Genomic DNA, 21,480 nt, shown 5'->3' on the forward strand with positions numbered 1-21,480 from the left:
AGGCACGCGAGGTTTCGGCGGGCGCCGAAGTGTGCGCAGGCCATGATGGAACGATGACAGCTACGACGCCGATCCCGCTGGCCACGCTGGCAGGGCTGCTGGCCGACGCCACCCGCGCGCGGTTCTGCCTGGCCCTGCTGGACGGGCGTGCCTGGAGTGCCGGGGAGCTGGCCAGGCACGCCGGGGTGGCGGCCTCCACGGCCAGTGAGCACCTGTCGCACCTGGTGCGGGGAGGGCTGCTGGTCGAGGAACGCCAGGGACGCCACCGGTATCTGCGGCTGGCCGGGCCGCAGGTGGCCCAGCTGATTGAGGACATGACGGCCCACGCCGAGCGCGCCGGGGCCGCCGCCCGGCCGCCGACGCTGCGCGCGGCGAGCGCGGCCGCCGCGATGGCCGCCGCGCGCACCTGCTACGACCATCTGGCCGGCCGGCTCGGCGTGGCGATCACCGACGCGTTCACCGCGCGGGGGCTGCTGCGCCAGGACGCCGGTTTCGCCCTCAGTGACGACGGGCTGGCGTGGTTCGCGGCGGAGCTGGGGGTGGCGCTGCCGGCGTCCACCGGCAGGCGCCCGCTGGCGCGGCCCTGCCTGGACTGGACCGAACGCCGCCATCACCTGGCCGGCGCCGCCGGGGCCGTGCTGTGCGCGACCGCGCTGCAACGGCGGTGGGTCAGCCGGATCGGCTCCGGGCGGGCGCTGCGCCTGACCGGGGCCGGCCGGCAGGCCCTGAGCGCGCTGCTGGGCCTGGACGACCCCACCGGCGACCTCAGTGCGAGCGCAGCCGGTGGGTGAGGCTGGTGTGACGGCGTCCGGCGCCGCGGGTGCGCACCGCCTGCGCCAGCGCCCGGCGTGAGCCGACGATGACGACGAGTTTCTTGGCCCGGGTGATCGCGGTGTAGAGCAGGTTGCGCTGCAGCATCATCCACGCGCTGGTGGCCAGCGGGATGACCACCGCCGGATACTCGCTGCCCTGGGAGCGGTGGATGGACACCGCGTAGGCGTGCGCCAGCTCGTCCAGCTCGTCGAAGGCGTATTCGACGTTCTCGTCCTCGTCGGTCAGCACGGTCAGCTTGTGGTCGTCGGGCTTGATGTCGACCACCACGCCCACGGTCCCGTTGAACACCCCCGCCGCGCCCTTGTCGTAGTTGTTGCGCAGCTGGGTCACCTTGTCGCCGACCCGGTAGACGCGGCCGCCGTAGCGGCGCTCGGGCATGCCCTCCCGGGAGGGGGTCAGCGCCTCCTGCAGCGCGTTGTTGAGGTTGCCCGCCCCGGCCGCGCCCCGGTGCATCGGCGCCAGCACCTGCACGTCCCGGCGCGGGTTGAGGCCGAACCTGCGCGGGATCCGGTTGGCCACCACGTCCACGGTCAGGGCCGCGATCTCCTCCGGCTCCTCGCACGGGAACAGGAAGAAGTCGCCCATGCCCTCCAGCGCCGGGGGCAGGCCGGTGTTGACGCGGTGGGCGTTGACGACCACGCCCGACTCCTGGGCCTGGCGGAAGATGTGGGTCAGGCGCACCCGGGGGATCTCCTGTTCGGCGGCCAGCAGGTCCCGCAGCACCTCGCCCGCGCCGACCGAGGGCAGCTGGTCCACATCCCCCACGAACAACAGGTGCGTGCCCGGCGCGATGGCCTTGACCAGCTTGTTGGCCAGCAGCAGGTCCAGCATCGAGGCCTCGTCGACCACGACCAGGTCGGCGTCCAGGGGGTTGTCGCGGTCGAAGGTGGCGTCCCCGCCGGGGCGCAGCTGCAGCAGCCGGTGCACGGTGGTGGCCTCGTGGCCGGTCAGCTCCGCGAGCCTCTTGGCCGCCCGGCCGGTGGGCGCGGCCAAGACGACCTTGGCTTTCTTGGCGCGTGCGAGGGTGACGATGGAGCGCACGGTGAAGCTCTTGCCGCAGCCCGGGCCGCCGGTCAGCACCGCGACCTTCTCGCACAATGCCAGCCGTACGGCGTGGGCCTGTTCGGGGGCGAGCTCGGCGTCGGTCTGCTTGTGCAGCCAGTCCAGCGCCACCTGCCAGTCCACCGATCGAAAGACGCCCAGCCGGTCGTGGCCGGAGGTCAGCAGGGCGCGCAGGGAGCCGGCCAGCGACAGCTCGGCGCGGTGGAAGGGGACCAGGTAGATCGCGGGCACGAGGCTGTCGCCGGCGGGGACCTCCTCGCGGACCACGCCCTCCTCGGCGACCAGCTCCTCCAGGCAGCGGACGGTCAGCTCGGCCGGGACCTGCAGGATCTTCACCGCGTCGGCGACGAGGTTGGGCGCCGGCAGGTAGCAGTGGCCGTCGTCGGCCGCCTGCGACAGGGTGTAGCGCAGGCCCGCCTTGACCCGTTCGGGGCTGTCGTGCGGGATGCCGACGGCCTGGGCGATGGTGTCGGCGGTCTTGAAGCCGATGCCCCACACGTCGTCGGCCAGCCGGTAGGGCTCGCTCTTGACGACCGTGATGGAGGTGTCGCCGTACTGTTTGAAGATCCGCACTGCGATGGAGGTCGACACGCCGACCCCCTGAAGGAAGATCATCACCTCTTTGATGATCTTCTGCTCCTCCCAGGCGACGCCGATCATCTTGGTCCGCTTGGGGCCGAGACCGGGGACCTCGACCAGCCGCTCGGGGGCGGTCTCGATGATCTGCAGGGTGTCGGCGCCGAAGTGGTCGACGATCCGCTCGGCCATCTTCGGCCCGATGCCTTTGATCAGCCCGGAGCCGAGGTAGCGCTGGATGCCCTGGACGGTGGCGGGCAGCACGGTGGCGTAGGACCACACCTCGAACTGCTTGCCGTACTTGGGGTGGGAGGTCCATCGCCCGGTCAGCCGCAGCGACTCGCCGGGCTGGGCGCCCAGCAGCGGCCCGACCACGGTCAGCAGTTCGCTGCCCGAGCGTTCGGTGGCCACCCTGGCGATGGTGTAGCCGGTCTCCTCGTTGGCGTAGGTGATGCGTTCGAGGACGGCGTCGATGGACGAGCCGGGGGGACCACCCGATCCAGGGTTCACGGAAAAAACCTCTCTGCCAACCTTCCCGGCCAGGGTAGAGCAGTGGCGGGCGGCCGTTGATCAGTCGGCGGGTTTCGGCCGTCTCGCGGACGATACGCGCACATGCCGACACTTCGCGAAACGTGTGGCCTGCCGGTCGGAGTCGCGCCCCTCTCCCCTCGCCCCTCCCCCGCCGCCGGGGAAGGCGGCCGGCGCCTTCCCGGGCCTCCTGCGGCTCCCGCCGGGCCCTCACCGGCGCAAGGGGCGGGTGAGAGCCACTCTGAAAGCCGAGGGCCCCCTGAAAGCCCCTGCCCGCCCGATCCCTGCCTCACCTCACCTGCCCGCCGATCCCCCGGGCCGCCTCACTGCAGCCGGATCGTCTGGCCGATCCGGTCGAACAGCCGCTGCTTGCCGTCCTGGTCGGTGCTGAGTGTGACGGTGCAGGTCCGGCCCGAGCCGGGCAGGTAGAACTGGGTGCCCTTGATCTCCATGCCGCCGGCCGGGAAGGTGTAGACCAGCTTGGCCGCCTCGACGCCGCCGACGGTCACCTTGACGGCCTCGGTGACCTTGGCCTTGACCTGCTGCAGGTCCTTGGTGGCCGCGCCGATCAGCTGGTCGGCGGAGATGTTTCCGCTGGTTTGGCAGTAGCCGTTGAGGTTGGTGGTGAACCTGTTCGGTGAGCTCTGGCGTGACCTGGGGTCGAAGGCCCAGACCGCCTTGTTGGTCACCAGCGGCTGCAGGTCCTCTTTGGCCTGCTCCAGTGCCTTGCCCGACAGGCCGCTGCGCTTGAGGCCCTGTTCGAGGTCGTTCTTGGTCAGGTCGAGCGCGACCCAGGGGCCGGGGACGGCCACCGACAGCCCGTTGGCGGGGCTGCCGACCTGTTCGAAGCCCTCGGGTACGGTGCCGGGGCCGCCGGTCGCGGTGGCCGGGCTCGCGGTGGGGGCCTTGGCCAGGTTGATCGAGCCGCCGCCCGCGCAGGCGGTGGCCAGTGCCAGGCACAGCACGCCCGTGCTCGTCACGATGGGATAGCGCTTACGCACCAGACTGCCCTCCTCGCGGACCTCGCCGGAGGCCCGAGCCGATTGACCTGTGAAAACTGCCGGGTGAATCGCCACCGGGGGGCCTCCCGCGCCGGAAGCGTCGTCCCGGGCGGTATGTGGCAGACCGACCATGACAAGCGGTGTGCTCATCGCGTGCAGCCACTTGACGGTGGAAGGCCGGCGGAGCGGTATATCGATTGACCTCCGCGTGATCCTATTTCTGCAGGTTAAGCGGTAAGTGTCGGTGCGGTTGGGTTCTGCCGCGGTGTGTCGCCGGAGTTTGCCGGCACCGCCTCGGGGCCCAGCCGGGCGAGGAGGCGCCCGACGGCCGGGGGGTGGGCGCGGTGGGTGGTGGAGGTGGCCGGGCGCGGGGTGGGAGGCAGGGCGCCGGCCACCGGGCGGGGGCGGCGTCCGGCGGGTTCCGGGCCGTGTCGCGCGCCAGGAGCGGGCGAAATCCGGACGGGCGGGGCGCCGGGGCTGCTAACGTGACCGTCATGGCACGAGGTATCTGGTCGCAGAAGGTCCGCTCCGCCCGCTGACGGCGGCGCCTTCTTCCTGCTGAATCCGCGCTCGCCGTCCCGGTTTCCGCCGGGCGGCCGCCTGCCGCTGCCCGGCTCCACTGCGAGCTGCGGAGCACCGTTGAACCTCACCCCGAATTCCGAAGCCATGTCCCTGCCCGTCGAGGCGGGCGGCAGCGCACACGTCCGCGCCACGGGCGCCACCGTCACCCGCGGGTCCCGGCGTGTTTTGAACGACGTCTCGATCACCGTCTCCGCCCGGTCGCGGGTCGCCGTCGTCGGCGAGAACGGCCGTGGCAAGACGACCCTGCTGCACGTCCTGGCCGGATTGATCACGCCAGACGAAGGTACCGTGCACCGGGCCGGCACGATCGGCCTGGCCCGCCAGGAGCTGTCCGCGCGAGAGGGTGAGACCGTCGCCACCCTGACGTCGGAGGCGCTGGCCGCCTCGCTGGCGGCCCTCGGCGCGCTGCAGGAGGCGACCCTCGCCATGACCGAGGGCGATCCCACCGCCGACGACCGCTACGCCGTCGCGCTCGACGCCGCCACCCGGCTCGACGCGTGGGACGCCGAACGCCGCATCGACGTCGCCCTGGAGGCCCTCGGCGCTTGCACCGACCGCGACCGTCCGTTGGCGAGGCTGTCGGTCGGCCAGCGCTACCGGGTGCGGCTGGCGTGCCTGCTAGGCGCGCGGCACGACGTGCTGCTGCTGGACGAGCCGACCAACCACCTCGACGCCGGCGGGCTGGACTTCCTGACCCGCAGGCTGCGCGAGCACGATGGCGGCCTGGCCGTCGTCAGCCACGACCGGGTGCTGCTGCGCGACGTCGCCGACCAGTTCCTCGACCTCGACCCGACCCGCGACGGGAAGCCGCGGCTGTACGCCGGCGGCTATGACGCCTGGCGGGAGGCCCGGCGTCGCGAGCGTGAGCGCTGGGAGCGCGACCACGAGGAGCAGCAGGCCGAGCACCGGCGGCTGCGGGAGGCGGTGTCGAAGGCCCGCGACCGGCTCTCCACCGGCTGGCGGCCGGACAAGGGGACGGGCAGGCACCAGCGCCAGTCCCGCGCGCCGGGCGTCGTGCAGGCCCTGAACCACCGGCAGGACGCCCTGCGGGCGCACCGGATCGACGTGCCGCAGCCGCCGCCGGCGTTGCGGTGGCCGGACCTGGGCGTCCGGCCGGGGGCGCCGCAGTTGCGTGCGCATGGCGTCGCCGTCGACGGGCGGCTGGCCGGTCCGGTCGACCTCACCCTCGACGGGGGCGACCGGCTGCTCATCACCGGACCGAACGGTGCTGGAAAGTCCACGCTGCTCGCGGTGCTGGCCGGTTCGCTCGAGCCCACCGGCGGGCACGTCCGGCCGGCGAAGGGGGCACGGATCGCCCGGGTCACCCAGGAGAGCGCCGAGCAGGACCCCGCACTCACCGCCCGCGAGGTGTACGCCCGCCATGTGGGACGGCTGGTGGCCCGCCAGGCGCTGCGCGAGGCCGACGCCCTCCCGCTCGGGGCGCTTGGGCTGCTGGACTCCGAGGCGATGGGCACGCCGGTCGGGCGGATGTCGCAGGGGCAGCGGCGGCGCCTCGGCCTGGCGCTCGCGCTGGCCGGTCGGCCCGGGCTGCTCCTGCTCGACGAGCCGACCAATCACCTGTCGTCGGCGCTGGTCGACGAGCTGACCGACGCGATCGGCGACACGAGCGCCGCCGTCGTCGTCGTCACGCACGACCGGCGGCTGCTGCGCGACCTCGCCGACTGGCCGCGTCTGGAGGTGGGCGAGACTTCAGCGCCGGCTGTCCGGCCCTGCGCGACCGGTTCGTCGGGTGAGTGATCACTGCGGTCGTCGTCATGGCGGCGACGGTCGCGGTGACGGCGCGGGTGGCCTGCGGCGCCGTCATCCTGTCGGCACATCGGCCCTACGGCTCGCCGGCGCAGATCTTCCAGGTCAACGACGGCCCGGGAATCGTCATCCACTCGGGGCGCGCACCGGTGCTGGCGGCCACCTTCCACCTGGCGAAGGGGAAAATCAAGGTGATCCACGTGGTCAGCAACCCGGAGAAGCTGACCGGCGTCGTGCTGTAACACAGATCACACGGCGACCTGTCACTTCTCGGGCCGCCGTCTCGTCCGTGAGGCGATCAACCAGACGATCGTCGTCACGGAAGAGGGAGTATCTCGATGTTCGCCGGCTATCTCACGGTCACACTTTTTGCTGCGGCGCTTTACGGTATGGCAGCCATCGCCAACCTCATCGGCCATGACTACCCCAAGAGCCAGGCGGACACGTTGGGTGTGCCCCGGTCCTGGATGCCTCTGTTGGGGGTGCTGCTGGCCGCCGGGGCGCTGGGGCTGTTGGCCGGAATCGCCGTACCGATCCTGGGCACGCTCGCCGCCAGTGGGCTCGTGCTGTACTTCCTCGGCGCATTCGCGGCACACCTACGGGCCAACGACCACCACTTCGTCCCCTGGACCTTCTTCTTCTGTACGGCGGTGGCCGCCCTGGCCGTCAACCTGACGTGCCGCTGAGCCCGGCGAGCGGGGATGCCTCGCGCCGAGGAGATCGTCACCGAGCTGACCGAACCGCTCGCTCACCCCGATCTCACCGACGCCCTCACCCGCCGGCAAGCCCGTCGCGTGGGTGAACAAGACGACCGGTCCCGGTTGGAGGCGGTGAGAGGCCGGGGTCAGCGGCACTGGCGTTGCGCCGTGTCGCCGAGACGGTGGAGTAGATGCATCCAGCCGTGGCTGGTCTCGTGTCCGAGCCGGGGTGGCAGGCCGCCGTGTCGGAGGGTGAGCATGGTGCCCTCGCCGTCCCGGGCGAGGGTGACTTCGACGCGGGAGCTGCCGGGCGGGAGGTCGGGCACCCCAGGAGCGGCCTTCCAGCCGAAAGTGAAGACAATCCTTTCATAGGGCACAAGCTCCACGAACTGACCGTGCATCACCGGGCGTGGGCCTTCTTGCATGTGCACACGCAAGGCGCCACCGGGGCGGGCGTCCAGTTCGGCCGCACCCCACCATTGGGCCAGGCGGGCCGGATCGGTGAAGAACGACCAGACCGTCTCGGGTGGGGCCTGGATACGCAACGTCTGCTCGATTGTCCCGCTCTCCCCAACGCTCATCGTGATCCCCTCACCCCGTCCTCACCGTTGCGTGCGCGCTCCTGCCGTTCGGCGGCGTCCCTGAGCCGGTCGAGCGAGGCCGACCACATCGTCTTCAGGAACGTCGCAGCCTCTGCGAGTCCCTCGGGGCGTAGCCGGTAGAAACGCCGGTTGCCGGCACGACGGATGTCGAGAAGCCCGGCTGCGACCAGGATCCGCAGGTGCTGGGAGACCGCCGGGCGGCTGATGTCGGGAAAATGCCGGGCGATGTCACCCGCCGACACTTCGCGCTCGCGTACCAGTACGAGGATCGCACGACGGGTCGGGTCGGCGACCGCTCGCAGCGCCTCATCCACCGTCCACCGCCTTTACCCGGTCCATTTGCGCACCCACCGGATTGCTTGTAAGTATTTAAGCAACATCTTACATACTTTCCGGATGAGGGGAAACACGCCATGACCGACAACACCCAAGCCTCGACACCGGAGAACGGGCGCCTGAACGCGCTGGTCGGCCGGTGGCGTTCACAAGGGCAGACGGTCGCCACCCCGACCGAACCCGCGCTCCAGATCACCGGATCCGACACATACGAGTGGCTGGAGGGTGGGTTCTTCCTCATTCACCGCGTGGACGTGCGCATCAACGACGACAAGGTCGAAGTCATCGAAATGATCGGCCCCTACGATCCGGAGACCCGGACCTACCCCATGCGATCCTTCGACAACCAGGGTGACTTCGTCACGATGCGGGCGAGCGTGAACGACAACGGCGTCTGGACATTCGCCGGCGAAACAGAACGGGCCACACTGGTGATCGCCGAAGACCACAACACCATGACGGCCAGGTGGGAACGTATCGACAACGGCCCGAATTGGCTGCACTGGATGGACATGACCTTCACAAAGGTCTCCTGACCCCCACCGCCTCCAGGTCGTCGCCAAGCCTCCGGCAGCGCCGCGAGATGAAGCCGTGGGTGGTTTGGCCGGCGAGCCGGGCGACGTCGCCAGCCGTGCCGATCCGCCCGGCTTCGCCCGTCCTTGGTGGGGACGCCGCCGGCGGTTTCGGCGGCGGCACTGGCGGCCTGGATCGTGCGGATCCGGCAGCTGCGTGCTCGGGCGGAGGAGCACGCGTGAGGATGCTGCCGGCCGGCGCGACCGGATCGACCTCCAGCCACAGATCGGCAACGTCATCGCTGGTCTCGTCACCAAACTCGTCCCCTTCGGCTCGCAGAGGGCGACAACTCTCAGGACGACACTCCGTAGCGGGTGGCGATCGCGGCGGCGCGGTTGCGCAGGCAGTTGCGCAACCACTGCGGGGCCAGGGCTTCCGCGTCCGTGGTGAGCTGCCACAGCGCCCATTCGGCGTGTCTCGGATCTTGGAAGGTCACCTCCAGTCGCAGCCAGCCGTCTGAGTCGGCTTCTTCGGCGCGGACGGCCAGCGCCGTGCCCACCAGGTCCTCCCGCCGCGCCGGGTCCACCCGTACCAGCACGGTGACCTGGTCGCCGCCGGTCCGAAACCGCGTGCTGCGTTCCTGCCAGGTCCGGTCCAGATCGACCCGGTCTGGTCGCTGTGCAGGTTCGGCGAGTTCCTTGGCGGCCAGGACCCGAGACAGCCGGTAGGTGCGGTCCGCGCCGGACCTCGTGGCCAGCAGGTAGCCCTGGTCGCGTACGGTGACCAGGCCGATCGGGTCCACCGTGCGCCATTTGGGGGTCTGGTCCACAGCCGCGTAGTGGATCTGCAGCTTGTGTCCGGCCAACACCGCGCGCAGGACCTCGGCCGCTATGGCGTCAGGCACCTCCTCAGCGACCAGCCGACGCGAGAGGAGGTCGGTCTCCGGGTCGATGAGCAATCGCTCGGCCGCGCCGGCCGCGGTGTCCCGATAGCTTTCGGGTAGCGCGTCAACCACCTTGAGCATCGCCGAAGCGAGCGCCGAGCCGAGGCCGAATGCCTGCGCGCCGCGCCGTGATCCGGCGACCAGCAGGGCAAGGGCCTCATCGTGGTTCAGTCCGGTGAGCTCGGTCCGGAAGCCGGACAACAACGCGAAACCGCCGTGCCGGCCGCGTTCGGCGTAGACCGGGACGCCGGCTGCCGACAGCGCCTCGATGTCGCGCAGCACGGTGCGGGTGGACACCTCCAGCTCGCGGGCCAGCGCGGTCGCAGACAGCCGACCCTGCTGCCGCAGCAGCAGCACCAGCGAGACCAGCCGGTCGGCGCGCATACGAAAACCTTACCGAAATACACGACACAGGATGTCGTGATTTTCCGGGAGGCTTGTCACCACGACCAAAGGACGGTGGCTACCGATCCGATGGACGTTCGTAATGTCGACCAATCACATGGAGCTGATGTGGCAATGGAGCGAACGGCGGTCAACCCGTGGGCGTGGTCGGTGGAGATGGGATACAACCAGGGTGAGATCGTCTCCGGGCACACCCGGACCCTGTACTGCGCCGGGCAGAGCGCGATGAGCGGCGACGGCAAGCCCCGGCATGCCGGTGACATGGCGGCGCAGATGGCGCTGAGCCTCGACAACCTGGAGGCCGTGCTCGGCGAGGCCGGCATGTCCCTCACGAACCTCGTCCGGCTCAACGTCTACACCACCGACGTCGACCGGCTCTTCGAGCACTACGGCGTGCTGGCGTCGCGGTTGGGCGCCGCCGGGGTGGCGCCGTCCACCACGATGCTCGGGGTGACACGGCTGGCGATCCCCGACCTGATGGTCGAGCTTGAGGGGACCGCCGTCGCGTAATGCGGCCCCGCCGCCTCCGGCAGGGCCGCCGGAGGCGGCACGAGTAGTAGGCAGGCGGGTGATCTCCGGTGCTCAGGACGGCGACAATCGACGTCCATGGCTTCGGCGGCGAGTTCTTCCTGCACCGACTGCGGCCCGCGGACGTTCGTCTGCTGCTCGACGTACGCCGGCGCCGCGGTGTCCGCGGCCCCGAGTAGGCCCGGGCGAACTCACGCCGGCTGCAGGCGGCCCTCGCCCATGTTCGGATCGCCTACGAGCACCGCCCCGAGTTCGCCCCGGCCACCGAGTTACGCCGGCTCCGGTACGCCGAGGACGACCGCCAAGGGGTCGGCAAGCGCTCGCGCCGCGAACTCGCTGCCGAGCACACCCACGGTGGATCTCCCCCACTGCCCTTTCCGGGGATCCCGGCAGTCCTGTCGAAGAATCCAACACATATTGGTTATGACGGCTTGAAGCGGCCCCACCTGGATGGTTTGACCTGGACCCACTCCAGGCCGGTGTTGTGCTCCCAGACCGACATGTCGGCTTGAAGTGGCCCCACCTTTACAACTCCTAACAAAATGATCGGCGGACGAGGCGTCGCCGGCAGATGATGGACGCGGTCAGCGTCATGAAGGCCTCGTGCATGTCGTCACGGATCTCCCAGCGGATGCGCAGAACGACCGTCCAGGCTGACGGATACGGCCAAGGCGATTTTGTTAGGAGTTGTGATTGCGGCCTCGCCCTCGAGGAACTCTCAGAAGCCGACACGGTGGAGGACGGATACGGCCTGACCGTCGGTGACCACTGAAGTAGATCTTGACGCAGGCGTGCCTTTCTGGCTTGATCAGGGAGTTTCGGCTCATCCTTACCTTTTACGAGCGGAGCTTCACGTGCGCTTCTTATCCGCGACACCTCGTAGATCCGCCCTGTCATGGCCAGGCGCGCTGGCCGGCGTCCTGGCCCTGACGGCCGGCCTACTCATCGCCCCGGTTCCCGCAGCCTCGGCCGAGGACTCCGTGACCGATCTCGGCGCCTTCTCCTACAGCACCGACCTGGTCGTCGGAGGCGACAAGGTCGCCGTTTCGATCGACGATCGCATCGTCGTCGCCGACACCACCGGTGAGGTCGAGGGCACCATCACCGGCCTGTTCGGCGCGTACGGCCTGGCCATGACACCCGACGGCACCCGCCTGTACGCCGCGCTGATGGGCTCGGGAGAGGTGGCCGAGATCGACACCGCGACGCTGGAGATCACCCGGCGCGTCGACCTCGCCGCCTACGGATGCCCATCGAGCCTGGCGCTCACCGGCGAACGGCTGTGGGTTGGCTATGGCGGCTGCGGCGGTGCGTCCGGCGCCCTCGGCCTCGATCTGTCGGTGACGACGCCGGAGCCGGCGCCGTTCGAGGTTCCTCTGAAGTCGGGCCCGTACCTCGCGGCGGCAGGGAACACGCTGGTGGTCGGCGAAGGGGGCGGCAGTCCGGCTGACCTGTTCGTCTACGACGTGAGCGGTGCCGCTCCCGTCTTCCGCGGCGAGATCGACGGGCACACCTACTTCCACGGCCGGTTGAACGATGTCGCCGTCGCCCCGGACGGCTCGCACGTGATCTCGGCGTTCGCGCTTCCGGACGCCTTCGAGATGTGGGACGCCACCACCTTGGCCCGGGTGCACAGCTACGAGAAAGGTCCCGAGGCTGAGGGATACCCGGCAACCGTCGCCATCAGCCCGGACGGCGCCTACATCGCGGGCGGGCGCAATCAGCTCTCCGCCGGTGGGATGACGCTGTACGACAGGGCCTCGGGCGCGGAGATCTATGCCGCAAGCCTCCCGGAAGGTGAGATAGTCGACGGAAGTGCTGCCTTCTCCGGCCGCGACATCTTCAGCCTGCTGAAGACGGATTCGGACCACCTCTACCTGTGGCGGCTCCATGACGTGACTCTGCCGGCCTCCACGTTGACGCTGACAGCCGAGCCTGGCGCGACCGCGCAGCAACCGCTCGCTTTGACGGGACGACTGGCATTCGACGACGGGACCGTGCCGGGCGCGCAACCGCTGGCCGTGACCCGCACCCTGCCCGACGGAACCAGCACGGAACTGCCCAGCGTGACCACCGCGGCGGACGGAACCTTCACCATCACCGACACGCCACCGATCGGGGGGGAGCTCACCTACACCGTGCTCTGGAACGGCGACGAGAGCCACCGCTGGAGCAAGGCCTCCCTCATCACGGCGGTCAGATACGTGACCACGCTCACGCTGACCGGGCCTACGAGCGCGGTCGCCGGCACGAGGCTCGTGTTCAGCGGACAGATCCAGGTGACGGGCGCCACCGCGCCGCGCAGCGGCACGATCACCGTCCGGCGCACCCGCAGCGGCGATGACGGCGAAACCGTGCAGCGGCCGGTAGGGATCAACCCCAGTGCGTCGTACATGTTCACCGACGTACTGAGCGCGGGCGAGTACACCTACACCGCGCACTGGGCCGGCGGCGGCCAGACCGGACCGGCGCAGGCGAGCCACGTCGTCACGGTTTACGAACCGACCAAGTGACCAGCGGCGCTGCCCGGTCATGCCGCCGGGCAGCGCTCAGCCAGGTACGGCGTCGAAACGCAGCCACGATGGCGTCTTCTGCGTCTCCTTCCACCATGACTGCAGGTCACGCCAGAGGATGCCGTCGGCGGTAATGGGCCGGTCGTAGATGAGGACGTCGTCGGGGTTGAGGACTTCGATGTCGTTGCCGACAGCGTTCAGGAAGCGGATGTCGGGCTTGGCGGTCGTGGCGAAGAATCTGCTTTGAGATCGGGCTTCCGAGATTCCGCCTCCCTGGGCAGCGGAGAAGCCCCGACCCACTTCCGAGATTACGGACATGATCGACTGGTGGCCGCTTCTGGCCGTACCTCGGCCGGACCCGCAATTGTCGGATGGGTCCGGCAGGATGGCTGCCATGGTTTCTTATCAGCTGGTCATTGACTGTGCGGCACCCGAGCGGATGGCCCGGTTCTGGGCGGACGCGCTGCGGTACACGGTGGAGCCGCCACCGGGTGGATTCGACACATGGCGGGATTACTGGCGCAGTCTCGGAGTGCCGGAGGACGAGCTGGGCGAGGGGGACGGCAGCGACAGCATCGTCGATCCAGAGGGGTACGGGCCGAGGATCTGGTTTCAGCAGGTGCCTGAGGGCAAGGTGGTCAAGAACCGGTTCCACCTGGATGTGAAGGTGGGCGGCAAGCGGGAGGACGTACCGCTGGAGACCCGGAAAGCGCGGGTGGATGCCGAGGTGGAGCGGCTTATCCAGGCGGGGGCGTCCATTGTGCGGGTGCTGTCGCAGCCCGGGGTTGATCACTATGCGGTGGCGATGGTGGATCCCGAGGGGAACGAGTTCGATGTGGTCTAGCGCCGTTTTCCACCCTTCACTCGGGTTCGTGTCATCAGCCGCAGTACAAATAGCTGTGAGTGACGTTGGAACTACAGTAGAAGAGGTCGGCGAACTTCTGTCCCGTCCGTCGCATCCAATCCGTACGTGAACACAATGACGAAGACGCTCACGATTGCCGCCCTGTCCGTGGCCTCCGCCGCGACGCTGTTCGCCGCGCCCTCCGCCCACGCGGCCACCGAAAGCAAGACCGCCTGCCCCACTCCGAGCAAGGCGGAGATCAAGCGTTCCCATGATTCCAAGGTCGACAAGCCCGCGAGGGGTGCCACCGCCATCAAAGGTGTACGCGTCGGCCACATCCCCAAGGGCTTCACCTACGGCGGGGTGGTGACCGGCAAGCACGACGGCGTCACCGAGTACGGCTACCAGTGGGGGGACGATCGGGCGAACGCCGACCCCGAACAGCGGAGCCTGTGGGTGCGCGTGCTGTGCTGGCCGGACGCCAAGAAGCTCGCGAACCTGAAGCGCCTCCCCGTAACCTACGGGACCTTCACCGGAGAGGTGAAGACCGCGACGATCGGCGGTCGCCAGGTGCTGACAAAGGAGGGCGACGGCGCGCTCGGCGCCGGGCGGTACGCCGGCTGGGTCGAGCGGAAGGGGGTCGTCGTCACCGTGATGGCCGGCACGCCGCTCGTCGCCGAGCTCGACAAGATCATCTCCGGTATCCGTCTGCCCTGACCGTCCCTGCCCCGTGCCGGCCGTCCGAGGGTCGGCATGAGGCAGGCGGAGGTCACTGCCACGAAGGGCGGACCGGCTTGAACGGTTACTTTGCGGCTGGTGACACGAACCCGAGCGGAGGACCCTAACCGAGTGTCGGCGGGTGCTCGGCTGGACGGCGTCCCCAGGCCGAGATCAGCGGCGCGAGTGTCAGGTCGAGTTTGCCCGCGTGGATGGCGGCCAAGTGCGCGTCGATCTCGGCGTCGTCGGCCAGGCCGGCCGCGAGCAGCTCGCCGCGCACGTGCCGGATGGTCGCCGCCTCCAGCCGGTCGCAGGCCGGCCCGCCGACCGGGAAAGAGCCCGCCGCGGCGACATCTACCAAGCCGGCCTCACGCAATGCCCGCGGCAGTGTTCGGCCGTAGCGCAGGTCCGCGCCGCGGCGCGTCAGCAGCTCCCGGACCGCCTCGCGCAGCCGGTTGGCCCGCCGCTGCGCCGGGCCGCTGTCGTCCAGGCATGCCAGTGGCTGCAGAGCGGTATCGGCGTCCTCGACCAGCAGCCAGCCGCCGGGCCGCAGCGCCGCCGCCATCGTGGCCAACGCCCGAGCCCGGTCGGGCACATGGACCAGCACGAGCCGGGCGTGCACCAGATCGAACGTCCCCGGCTCCGGGGGCGGATCAGCGGCGACGTCGTGCCGGCGCACCTCGTACCCGCCGCCTGCCTTCAGCCACGACGGGTCGATGTCGGTGGCCAGCACGTGCCCGGTCGGACCGACGGCCGCCGCGAGCGCCTCCGGGATACTGCGGCCACCGGCCCCCACCTCCCAGCAGCGCGAGCCAACCCTGACCCCCAGTCGATCGAAGTGCCCCCGCGTCACACCGTCGAACAGCTCGGCCAGCCAAACGAATCGCTCGCCCGCCTCGGCGCGCGCGTTGTCCAGCAGGTATCCGCGGGCGGGAGCGGTCTCTCCACCGAGCATCGGATTCGGTCGGCCACCGACGTGCGGCGGGCGGGGCGAGGAGGTCATCACTACATGGTCACCTCTCCAGACCACCAGCGCCACGACGACGGGAGAGGTATATCTCACTGCCGCGAGGTGGTCGAGGAGACCGCCGGCACCCGCAGGGGCCGGTCCAAGCCGACCGCGACCATCGAGCGGATGACGGCCGGCGACACCCTGGTCGTCTACATGCCCGACCGGGTCGCGCGATCGGTGAAGGAGCCGCCGGTCTTCCTCGAAGACACCCTGGCTCCCCGCGGCATCAACCTGGAGATCTCGGGGTCCCGGCAGCAATGGCGGAAAATCCAACGACTGTGGTTTCTTCACGGCAGGCCGGGCGGCCCAAGCTGAATCATCTTCCTGTATACGCAGTTCAGGCCCTACTTCGTTGGATTCACGGCCGAAACTACGAGGACCCCGACACGAGCCTGCCGCCGCGCGGGCTGCCGACACCGTAAGCGGCGCAGACGGCATGACGACACAGGTCAAGTCACCGACCCGCAACGACGTCCGGGAGTCGCTTCCCTCTCATCTGCCTGCCCGACCGCAGTGCATGTCTGATGGACCGCTGCGCGCACGTCGCCGACGGTGATCAGGCGATCCGGTAGGCGGCAGCGCCGTTGTGCAGGAAACGGGCGCGGCCATGGCCGTCGGAGCCGACCAGGGACAGCACCTGGTGGCCAGAGGACTTCGGTTCGGCGGTGATGACCGAGCTGTCGTTGAGGCGGACGACCTCCACGCGGTTCTCGGACCCGCCAAGGAAGGACTCGGCGATTTCATTGCGTGGGCGGGAGATGAGGAACGCGCGGTCGTGCTCGCTGGTAAGGGTGATGTCGTACAGGGTGGAGCGGTAGGTGCCGCACATGCGGTCCGCGTCGATCCCGGCCGGGTTCAAGGGCGGCACGGGTAGTGGTGCCGTCTTGACGCCGGCAAGATCCCTGAGCACCGCACCGAAGATCTCGTAGGCCAGGGGCTCGCCGCCCGTGCTGTTGGTCAGCACGGCCACCGCCACACCCGCCGATGGGACGACGCGAAGCCATGCCTTCTGTCCTTTGGCGACGCCGGTGTGGCCGACGACGCCGTCCTGGTAGAGCATCCAGCCAAGTCCCCAGCCGATGACGCCGCCGCCGAAGTCCGGGACGGATTCCACCTGGGGTTCGCGCAGGGCCGCCAGCGCGGGGTCGGTGAGATGCAGGCGGACGAACTCCAGCAGCTCGCGTGCGCTGATCGCAAAGTGCGAGCCGCTGGGCGCGGAGTAGTAGGAAACCGCCCACTGTTTGGCCGGAACGACCTTTCCGCCGGTCTGGACGTGGCCGACCGCGGCGCGGTGCAGGATCGCCTCGTAGGTGTCGGTAGCGGCGGTGTGCAGGCCCAGTGGTGTCACCAGGCGTTCGCGGAGCACGTCGTGGAAGGGCTTGTCGCGTAACACCTCCACCAGTCTGCCGAGCACCACGTACCCGCTGTTGGAGTAGGAGAAGACGGTGTCAGGCGGGAGGAGGTGGTCCGCCTCGGCGAGGGTGGCGACGAACTTCTCGATCGCGTCGTCGTTGCGACCGGTGTCGGTGAAGTGGTTGCCGTCGATACCGCCGGTGTGGGTGAGCAGGTGGCGGGCGGTCAGGGACGCGGTGGCGGCCGGGTCGCTCAGCCGAAAGCCGGGCAGGTAGTCGCGAACGGGACGGTCGAGATCCAGCACACCGTTGTCGACCAGTTGCTGGATCAGCGTGGCTGTCCAGATCTTGGTGATCGAGCCGATCTTGAACACCGAGTCGGTCGTGGCCTCGACCTGGGTGCGCAGACTCAGCACGCCCGCAGCCTCGTCCCGGATCTCCCCGTCGGCCAGCACGGCGACCTGTGCGCCTGGTACGTCGTATTTCGCGACAAGCTCGCCCAGATCCCATCCCATCCCGCCAGGCTAGGGGTAAGTGACCTCCACCTGATCCGGGACGAGTTCCACCCTGGACGGGCAGGCCGCCGGTGCCGCTGCGGTCGCACGCGGCAGGATGCTGGTTGTCCAACCGCGTGGCCGTTCTCCTCGTACTTCCGAGATTAGGTCAATCTCGGAAGTACGGAGAAGGCGGCGAGGCGGTCGCATCATCAGAGCCCTCCCGCCCGCGACCGTAGCGGTATCGGCGTTCTGACTGTCCAAGGTGCGCACCTGCAGCCTCTTCAGGCACGCCACTGTTACGGGGTGGCGGGTTGGGGCGGCGAATCCGAGCCGGCGTCCCTCATCGGCGTGCTGAGCGTTCTGGACGGCGACGCCCACGCAGCAGCTGGCCGCCGAGTAGGACCGCGCAGGACCCGACGGTCAGCAGCCCGCCGGCGAGGAAGGTGCTCCGTACATCGGCGAGCGGCAGAACCAGTCCTCCAAGCGCGGCACCCGCCGCGATGCCGGCATTGTAAGCACCGGAGTTCGCCGCGAAGGCAATGTCTGTGCGGCCCGGCGCGCAGTGCAGCATCGCGTTCTGCGTGGTCATGAACACCGGGCCGAGTGCGCCGCCCATCAGCGTAAGGAACATCACCGCCGCCACCGGATGAGCGCCGAACGCGTACAGGCCGAGCATGCCCACCGCCTGCGTGGCCACGGCGGTGGCCAGCGCGGACTGCGGAAAACGGTCCAGGACCACCCCGGTGATGCTCACCCCGGCCAGACACGCGACACCGAAAACCACGAACAGGACGCTGACTGCGCTGGGGGAGAACCCGCTCACGTCGCCCAGGAACGTCACGATGTAGGTGTATCCCGTGAACGCCCCGGCGGCGGACAAGGCTCCGGCCGCCAGCACCGTCCCGAACCGCCACACGTCGGGACTGGTCGCGTAGGCAGCAGGCTCTTCTTCCGGACGCGACGTCGGCAGCAGAACGGCGATCGTCACCAAAGAGACCAGCCCCAGAGCCGCCAGCATGGCGATGGGCACCTGCCAGGTGCTCTGCTGGCCCAGCCAGGTTCCAGCGGGAACACCGAGCACCAGGGCGAGCGAACCAGCCACGGACAGCGCCCCGACCACACGCCCCCGGACCTCGGGCGCGAACAGGCCCACCGCGACCGGCCCCATCACGGCCCAGAACAGCGCCTGGGCGAGCGCGGTCAGCAGCCGCGCCACGAGGAGCAGCCAGTAAGAGGGGGCCAGCGCGGCAACGAGACTGGACACCACGAGTGCGGCCAGCAGTCCTGTGAGCACATGACGTCGGGGCACGGCCCGCACGACGTGGGCGATCGGCACAGATGCGATGGCCACCGTAACGCCGTAGCCGGTGACCAGGAGACCCACCGCGGACAGGGACACCCGTAGGTCTTCGGACATGAGCCTCAGGAGGCCGACCGGCAGGTTCTCCGCAGTGTTGAAGGTGAGGGCGGCCAGCATCAGAGCCCCGAGCACCGCCGGCCTGTGCCATGGAGCCGGACGTTGCGTGATCGTGCGGTCTCTTCCTGTCCTCGCCCGTTGCGCCTGCTCAGTGGCACCATTCATGCAGATACCCCACCAAGTTCAGCAGTCCCAGTGCAACCGAGTTCATCCGCGGAATTCTCGCTTCGCGTCTTCAGCCTCGGGTGGCCCGCCGGGCACCGCGCTTGATGCGAAGAGGGGCCTGTGCGGCGGCACACAGACACAGGCAGGGCCGTTTCAGGCCGCCGCCTCCTCGAGATCGAGATGAACCTCCATGCCCTCCAGCGGCGCGTCCAGGTCGTAGATGTAGTCTCCGAAGCGGTAGACGACGTCGTGACGGCGCACCGCCACCCACGCGGTGACGGCCTGCTCGACCTTGTCGCGCGGGCGCCTCGTCGTAGCACCCGCGCGAAGATGCGGCTCTCCCAGCGCCACCTGTCCCCGCCGGGATGGGGGTCAGGCCGCCGTTGCCGGTCCCGGTGACGAACATCGACCGGGCCGCCGGACGGCAGGGCCGCGACGTGGCTGAGGGCGCGTGCGCGTGCCGTACCCGAGGTGTCTGTCGTCATCATGACCCGTCGGACGCGTGCAGGATGAAGGCCAGCACATCGGCGAGCAGTGCCTGCTCCTGGTCTCTGGTCGAGCCGGCGCCGTGCCAGCCGTGCTCCTCGACGCGCATCAGCACCGGCCGGCCGGAGGCCGTGGCCGCCTGCAGGCGGGCGGCCAGCTTCGCCGGCTGCCACGGCGGCACCCGCGCGTCGCGCAGGCCAGTGGTCAGCAGCACCGCCGGGTACGGCACGCCGTCCCGGACCCGCAGGTAGGCGTCGATGATCAGCAGGGCACGCAGGCCCTCCTCGGTGGTGATGCTGCCGAACTCGGGCACGTTGATCGGCCCGCTGTCGGTGAACTCGTTGCGCGTGGCGTTCACCGTCGGCACGTGCATCGCCATGGCCGCCCACAGATCGGGGCGGCGCACCAGCGCGCCGCCGGTGGGGATGCCGCCGCTGCTGGCGCCCTCGGCGGCCAGCCGTCCCGGACGGGTGTAGCCGAGGGCGATGAGATGTTCGGCGCAGTCGATGAAGTCCGTGATGGTGGCCTCCTTGCGCTCGCCGCGCCCGGCCTCGTGCCATTCGCGGCCGTAGGTGCCGCCGCCGCGCAGGTGCGCGACGGCGTAGACGCCGCCACGCTCATACCAGGCGAGCATCTCGGGACGGAACTCCGGCAGGTCGATGAACCCGTGGGAGCCGTAGCCGGTGAGCATGGCCGGGTTGTCGCCGTCCAGCTCCAGGTCCTTGTGGTGGATGACGGTGAGCGGGATCGGCGTCCCGTCCTGCGCGGGCGCGTACAGGGTGCGGGCGTGCACGTCGCCGAAGTCCACCGGTGAGCGGGGCGCCAGCCCGGTGTCCTGGAGGGACTGGCCGTCGTAGCGGTAGAGCCGTGGCGCGTCGGTCCAGCCGGCCACCAGGAGCAGGGCTTCGGGCCGCGCCGGGTGGGTGGTCCACTCCAGGATGGCGCCGTCCACCGGCATCGGGAGGTCGGCGGGCTCTCCGCCGGACAGGGGCACGTGCCGTACCCGGCTGATGCCGCCGTCGAGATCGCGCACCAGCAGCCGGTCGCCCACCACCCGCACCGTCTCCACCGCCCGCTCCCCCGCGGGCACGACCACCCGGGCTCGGGACAGATCGGGTGCGGCAAGCGGAACGGCCAGCACGCGCGAGCGCGGCGCGTCCCGGTGGGAGACCAGGTAGAGGGTGTCGTGGCTGGTGGCGGAGGCGGTTACGCCGTCCGCTGCGCCCGCGACCTTCCGCCACGGGCAGGCGTCCGGGTCGGCCAGCCCGGTCCGCGGCGCCACGTATATCGTGCAGTCGCTCAGCTGCTCGCTGGTCCAGGGCCAGGGACTGAGCGCGCCGTGGGAGATGATCGCCAGCATCCACTCGCCGTGCGGCGGCACCACCAGGAAGGGCCGGTCCTGCGAGGTCAGCTCGATGTGGGGGTTGAGGCCGCGGGCCAGCACCACCGTGTCCTGCGCCGGGTCGGCGCCCAGCTGATGCAGGAAGGAGCGGCTGTCCAAGCGGTTTTGCTCCACGTAGCGGTGATAGACGAACGACCGGCTGTCTTCCAGCCAGCTCAGGAAGGCGAAACGCGTCGTGGGCGGGATCGTCTCCCGCAGGGCTCCGGAGTCGGCGTCGATCACGTGGATGGAGCTGTCCTCCGACCCGGAGGCGGAGACGGCGCAGGCGACGTGGCGGCCGTCGGAGGAGGGCACGTACCAGTCGATGGCGTGGTGCCCGTCGCCGGGCACCGTGCCGGGGTCGAACAGGACCCTGCTCGCTCCGTCGGCCTCGGTCACCGTCAGCACCGGCACGCGGGCGTCCGGCTCGCGCACCAGGGCGAAGACCTTGTCGGCTGCCATCGCGAGGCCGAAGTACCGCGTGAGCGCGCTGCCCAGTTCGCCGATCCGGGTCAGCAGGCCGGCGCGGTGCGGCAGGGCGTCCAGGTGCTCGCGGGCGTGCCCGGCCTGGCCGTCCAGCCAGTGGTGGAACTCCTCGCCTTCGGCTTCCATCCACCGGTAGGGGTCTTCGAGCGTGATGCCGTGCAGGGTCTCGCGCACGACGTCCACCCGGGCGATCGGGGGTCCGGTGACTTTGCTCATAGGCGCATGATCGTATGAC

Annotated in this window: 21 protein-coding genes; 10 read left to right on the top strand and 11 right to left on the bottom strand. The window is 69.9% G+C overall.

The genetic code is table 11. From position 1 onward, the window contains the following. The first annotated feature begins 53 nt into the window (after positions 1-53). A complete protein-coding gene (locus BM085_RS03960; protein WP_093885637.1) occupies positions 54-791 on the top strand; it encodes an ArsR/SmtB family transcription factor in 738 nt (245 codons plus the stop codon). Here the strand turns inward: BM085_RS03960 and recD2 are convergent. Together recD2 and BM085_RS03970 are read right to left on the bottom strand one after the other, a co-directional pair. Continuing rightward, positions 766-2,982 (bottom strand): SF1B family DNA helicase RecD2, encoded by a 2,217-nt coding sequence (gene recD2 / locus BM085_RS03965; protein ID WP_093885638.1) that lies wholly within the window; start codon positions 2,980-2,982, stop codon positions 766-768. The genes BM085_RS03960 and recD2 overlap by 26 nt on opposite strands. Before the next feature lie 341 nt (positions 2,983-3,323). Continuing rightward, positions 3,324-4,001 carry a hypothetical protein gene (locus tag BM085_RS03970; protein WP_093885639.1) on the bottom strand — a complete coding sequence of 226 codons (678 nt, stop codon included), beginning with the start codon at positions 3,999-4,001 and terminating at the stop codon, positions 3,324-3,326. Between the two features lie 666 nt (positions 4,002-4,667). Between BM085_RS03970 and BM085_RS03980 the strand changes: the two genes are divergently transcribed. The 3 genes from BM085_RS03980 to BM085_RS03990 all read left to right on the top strand — a co-directional run bounded on the left by BM085_RS03980 (position 4,668) and on the right by BM085_RS03990 (position 7,036). Further along, positions 4,668-6,341 (top strand): ABC-F family ATP-binding cassette domain-containing protein, encoded by a 1,674-nt coding sequence (locus tag BM085_RS03980; RefSeq protein ID WP_218158605.1) that lies wholly within the window; start codon positions 4,668-4,670, stop codon positions 6,339-6,341. Beyond that, positions 6,338-6,592 (top strand): hypothetical protein, encoded by a 255-nt coding sequence (locus BM085_RS03985; RefSeq protein ID WP_143120794.1) that lies wholly within the window; start codon positions 6,338-6,340, stop codon positions 6,590-6,592. Before BM085_RS03980 ends, BM085_RS03985 begins: the two co-directional genes overlap by 4 nt. Positions 6,593-6,688: 96 nt before the next feature. Beyond that, positions 6,689-7,036, top strand: a complete 348-nt coding sequence (locus tag BM085_RS03990; RefSeq protein WP_093885643.1) for a DoxX family protein — start codon at positions 6,689-6,691, stop codon at positions 7,034-7,036. A gap of 158 nt (positions 7,037-7,194) precedes the next feature. Here BM085_RS03990 and BM085_RS03995 read toward each other — a convergent pair whose 3' ends face one another. Both BM085_RS03995 and BM085_RS04000 read right to left on the bottom strand, forming a co-directional pair. After that, positions 7,195-7,629 carry an SRPBCC family protein gene (locus tag BM085_RS03995; RefSeq protein ID WP_093885644.1) on the bottom strand — a complete coding sequence of 145 codons (435 nt, stop codon included), beginning with the start codon at positions 7,627-7,629 and terminating at the stop codon, positions 7,195-7,197. Then, entirely contained in the window at positions 7,626-7,964 is a 339-nt protein-coding gene (locus BM085_RS04000) for an ArsR/SmtB family transcription factor (protein WP_093885645.1), read from the bottom strand. The genes BM085_RS03995 and BM085_RS04000 overlap by 4 nt, the downstream gene beginning before the upstream one ends. Positions 7,965-8,063: 99 nt before the next feature. On the opposite strand from BM085_RS04000, the gene BM085_RS04005 reads away from it, so the two are divergent. Beyond that, positions 8,064-8,522, top strand: a complete 459-nt coding sequence (locus BM085_RS04005; protein ID WP_093885646.1) for a DUF1579 family protein — start codon at positions 8,064-8,066, stop codon at positions 8,520-8,522. A gap of 329 nt (positions 8,523-8,851) precedes the next feature. Here the strand turns inward: BM085_RS04005 and BM085_RS04010 are convergent, their stop codons facing one another. Beyond that, entirely contained in the window at positions 8,852-9,826 is a 975-nt protein-coding gene (locus BM085_RS04010) for a helix-turn-helix transcriptional regulator (protein ID WP_093885647.1), read from the bottom strand. A 135-nt stretch (positions 9,827-9,961) separates the two neighbouring features. On the opposite strand from BM085_RS04010, the gene BM085_RS04015 reads away from it, so the two are divergent. Together BM085_RS04015 and BM085_RS04030 are read left to right on the top strand one after the other, a co-directional pair. Next, positions 9,962-10,357, top strand: a complete 396-nt coding sequence (locus BM085_RS04015; protein WP_093885648.1) for a RidA family protein — start codon at positions 9,962-9,964, stop codon at positions 10,355-10,357. Positions 10,358-11,355: 998 nt separating this feature from the next. Continuing rightward, positions 11,356-12,888, top strand: coding sequence for a YncE family protein (locus BM085_RS04030; RefSeq protein ID WP_093885650.1), 1,533 nt, complete (start codon positions 11,356-11,358; stop codon positions 12,886-12,888). Positions 12,889-12,924: 36 nt separating this feature from the next. Here the strand turns inward: BM085_RS04030 and BM085_RS04035 are convergent, their stop codons facing one another. After that, the gene (locus BM085_RS04035; protein WP_143120795.1) at positions 12,925-13,206 is read right to left on the bottom strand and encodes a hypothetical protein; all 282 of its coding nucleotides are present in this window, start codon (positions 13,204-13,206) and stop codon (positions 12,925-12,927) included. Here BM085_RS04035 and BM085_RS04040 point away from each other — a divergent pair. Both BM085_RS04040 and BM085_RS04045 read left to right on the top strand, forming a co-directional pair. Then, positions 13,205-13,732 carry a VOC family protein gene (locus BM085_RS04040; protein WP_245789112.1) on the top strand — a complete coding sequence of 176 codons (528 nt, stop codon included), beginning with the start codon at positions 13,205-13,207 and terminating at the stop codon, positions 13,730-13,732. The genes BM085_RS04035 and BM085_RS04040 overlap by 2 nt on opposite strands. 135 nt (positions 13,733-13,867) lie before the next feature. Then, entirely contained in the window at positions 13,868-14,449 is a 582-nt protein-coding gene (locus tag BM085_RS04045) for a hypothetical protein (protein WP_093885653.1), read from the top strand. Positions 14,450-14,573: 124 nt separating this feature from the next. Here BM085_RS04045 and BM085_RS04050 read toward each other — a convergent pair whose 3' ends face one another. Further along, on the bottom strand, positions 14,574-15,452 hold the full coding sequence (locus tag BM085_RS04050) for a methyltransferase domain-containing protein (RefSeq protein ID WP_093885654.1): 879 nt from the start codon (positions 15,450-15,452) through the stop codon (positions 14,574-14,576). Between the two features lie 6 nt (positions 15,453-15,458). Between BM085_RS04050 and BM085_RS04055 the strand changes: the two genes are divergently transcribed. Beyond that, positions 15,459-15,776: a recombinase family protein gene (locus BM085_RS04055; RefSeq protein ID WP_143120796.1), complete on the top strand. Its 318-nt coding sequence runs from the start codon at positions 15,459-15,461 to the stop codon at positions 15,774-15,776. A 241-nt stretch (positions 15,777-16,017) separates the two neighbouring features. Here the strand turns inward: BM085_RS04055 and BM085_RS04060 are convergent, their stop codons facing one another. The 4 genes from BM085_RS04060 to BM085_RS04075 all read right to left on the bottom strand — a co-directional run bounded on the left by BM085_RS04060 (position 16,018) and on the right by BM085_RS04075 (position 21,461). Beyond that, positions 16,018-17,328 (bottom strand): serine hydrolase domain-containing protein, encoded by a 1,311-nt coding sequence (locus tag BM085_RS04060; RefSeq protein ID WP_093885656.1) that lies wholly within the window; start codon positions 17,326-17,328, stop codon positions 16,018-16,020. A gap of 322 nt (positions 17,329-17,650) precedes the next feature. Beyond that, positions 17,651-18,787, bottom strand: coding sequence for an MFS transporter (locus tag BM085_RS04065; RefSeq protein WP_177244943.1), 1,137 nt, complete (start codon positions 18,785-18,787; stop codon positions 17,651-17,653). Positions 18,788-19,045: 258 nt separating this feature from the next. Further along, positions 19,046-19,243 (bottom strand): hypothetical protein, encoded by a 198-nt coding sequence (locus BM085_RS44170; protein ID WP_093885658.1) that lies wholly within the window; start codon positions 19,241-19,243, stop codon positions 19,046-19,048. A gap of 133 nt (positions 19,244-19,376) precedes the next feature. After that, positions 19,377-21,461, bottom strand: a complete 2,085-nt coding sequence (locus BM085_RS04075; protein WP_093885659.1) for a prolyl oligopeptidase family serine peptidase — start codon at positions 21,459-21,461, stop codon at positions 19,377-19,379. Positions 21,462-21,480: the final 19 nt, after the last annotated feature.

Origin of the sequence: Streptosporangium canum, assembly GCF_900113865.1 — a bacterium.
Lineage (GTDB): Bacteria > Actinomycetota > Actinomycetes > Streptosporangiales > Streptosporangiaceae > Streptosporangium > Streptosporangium canum.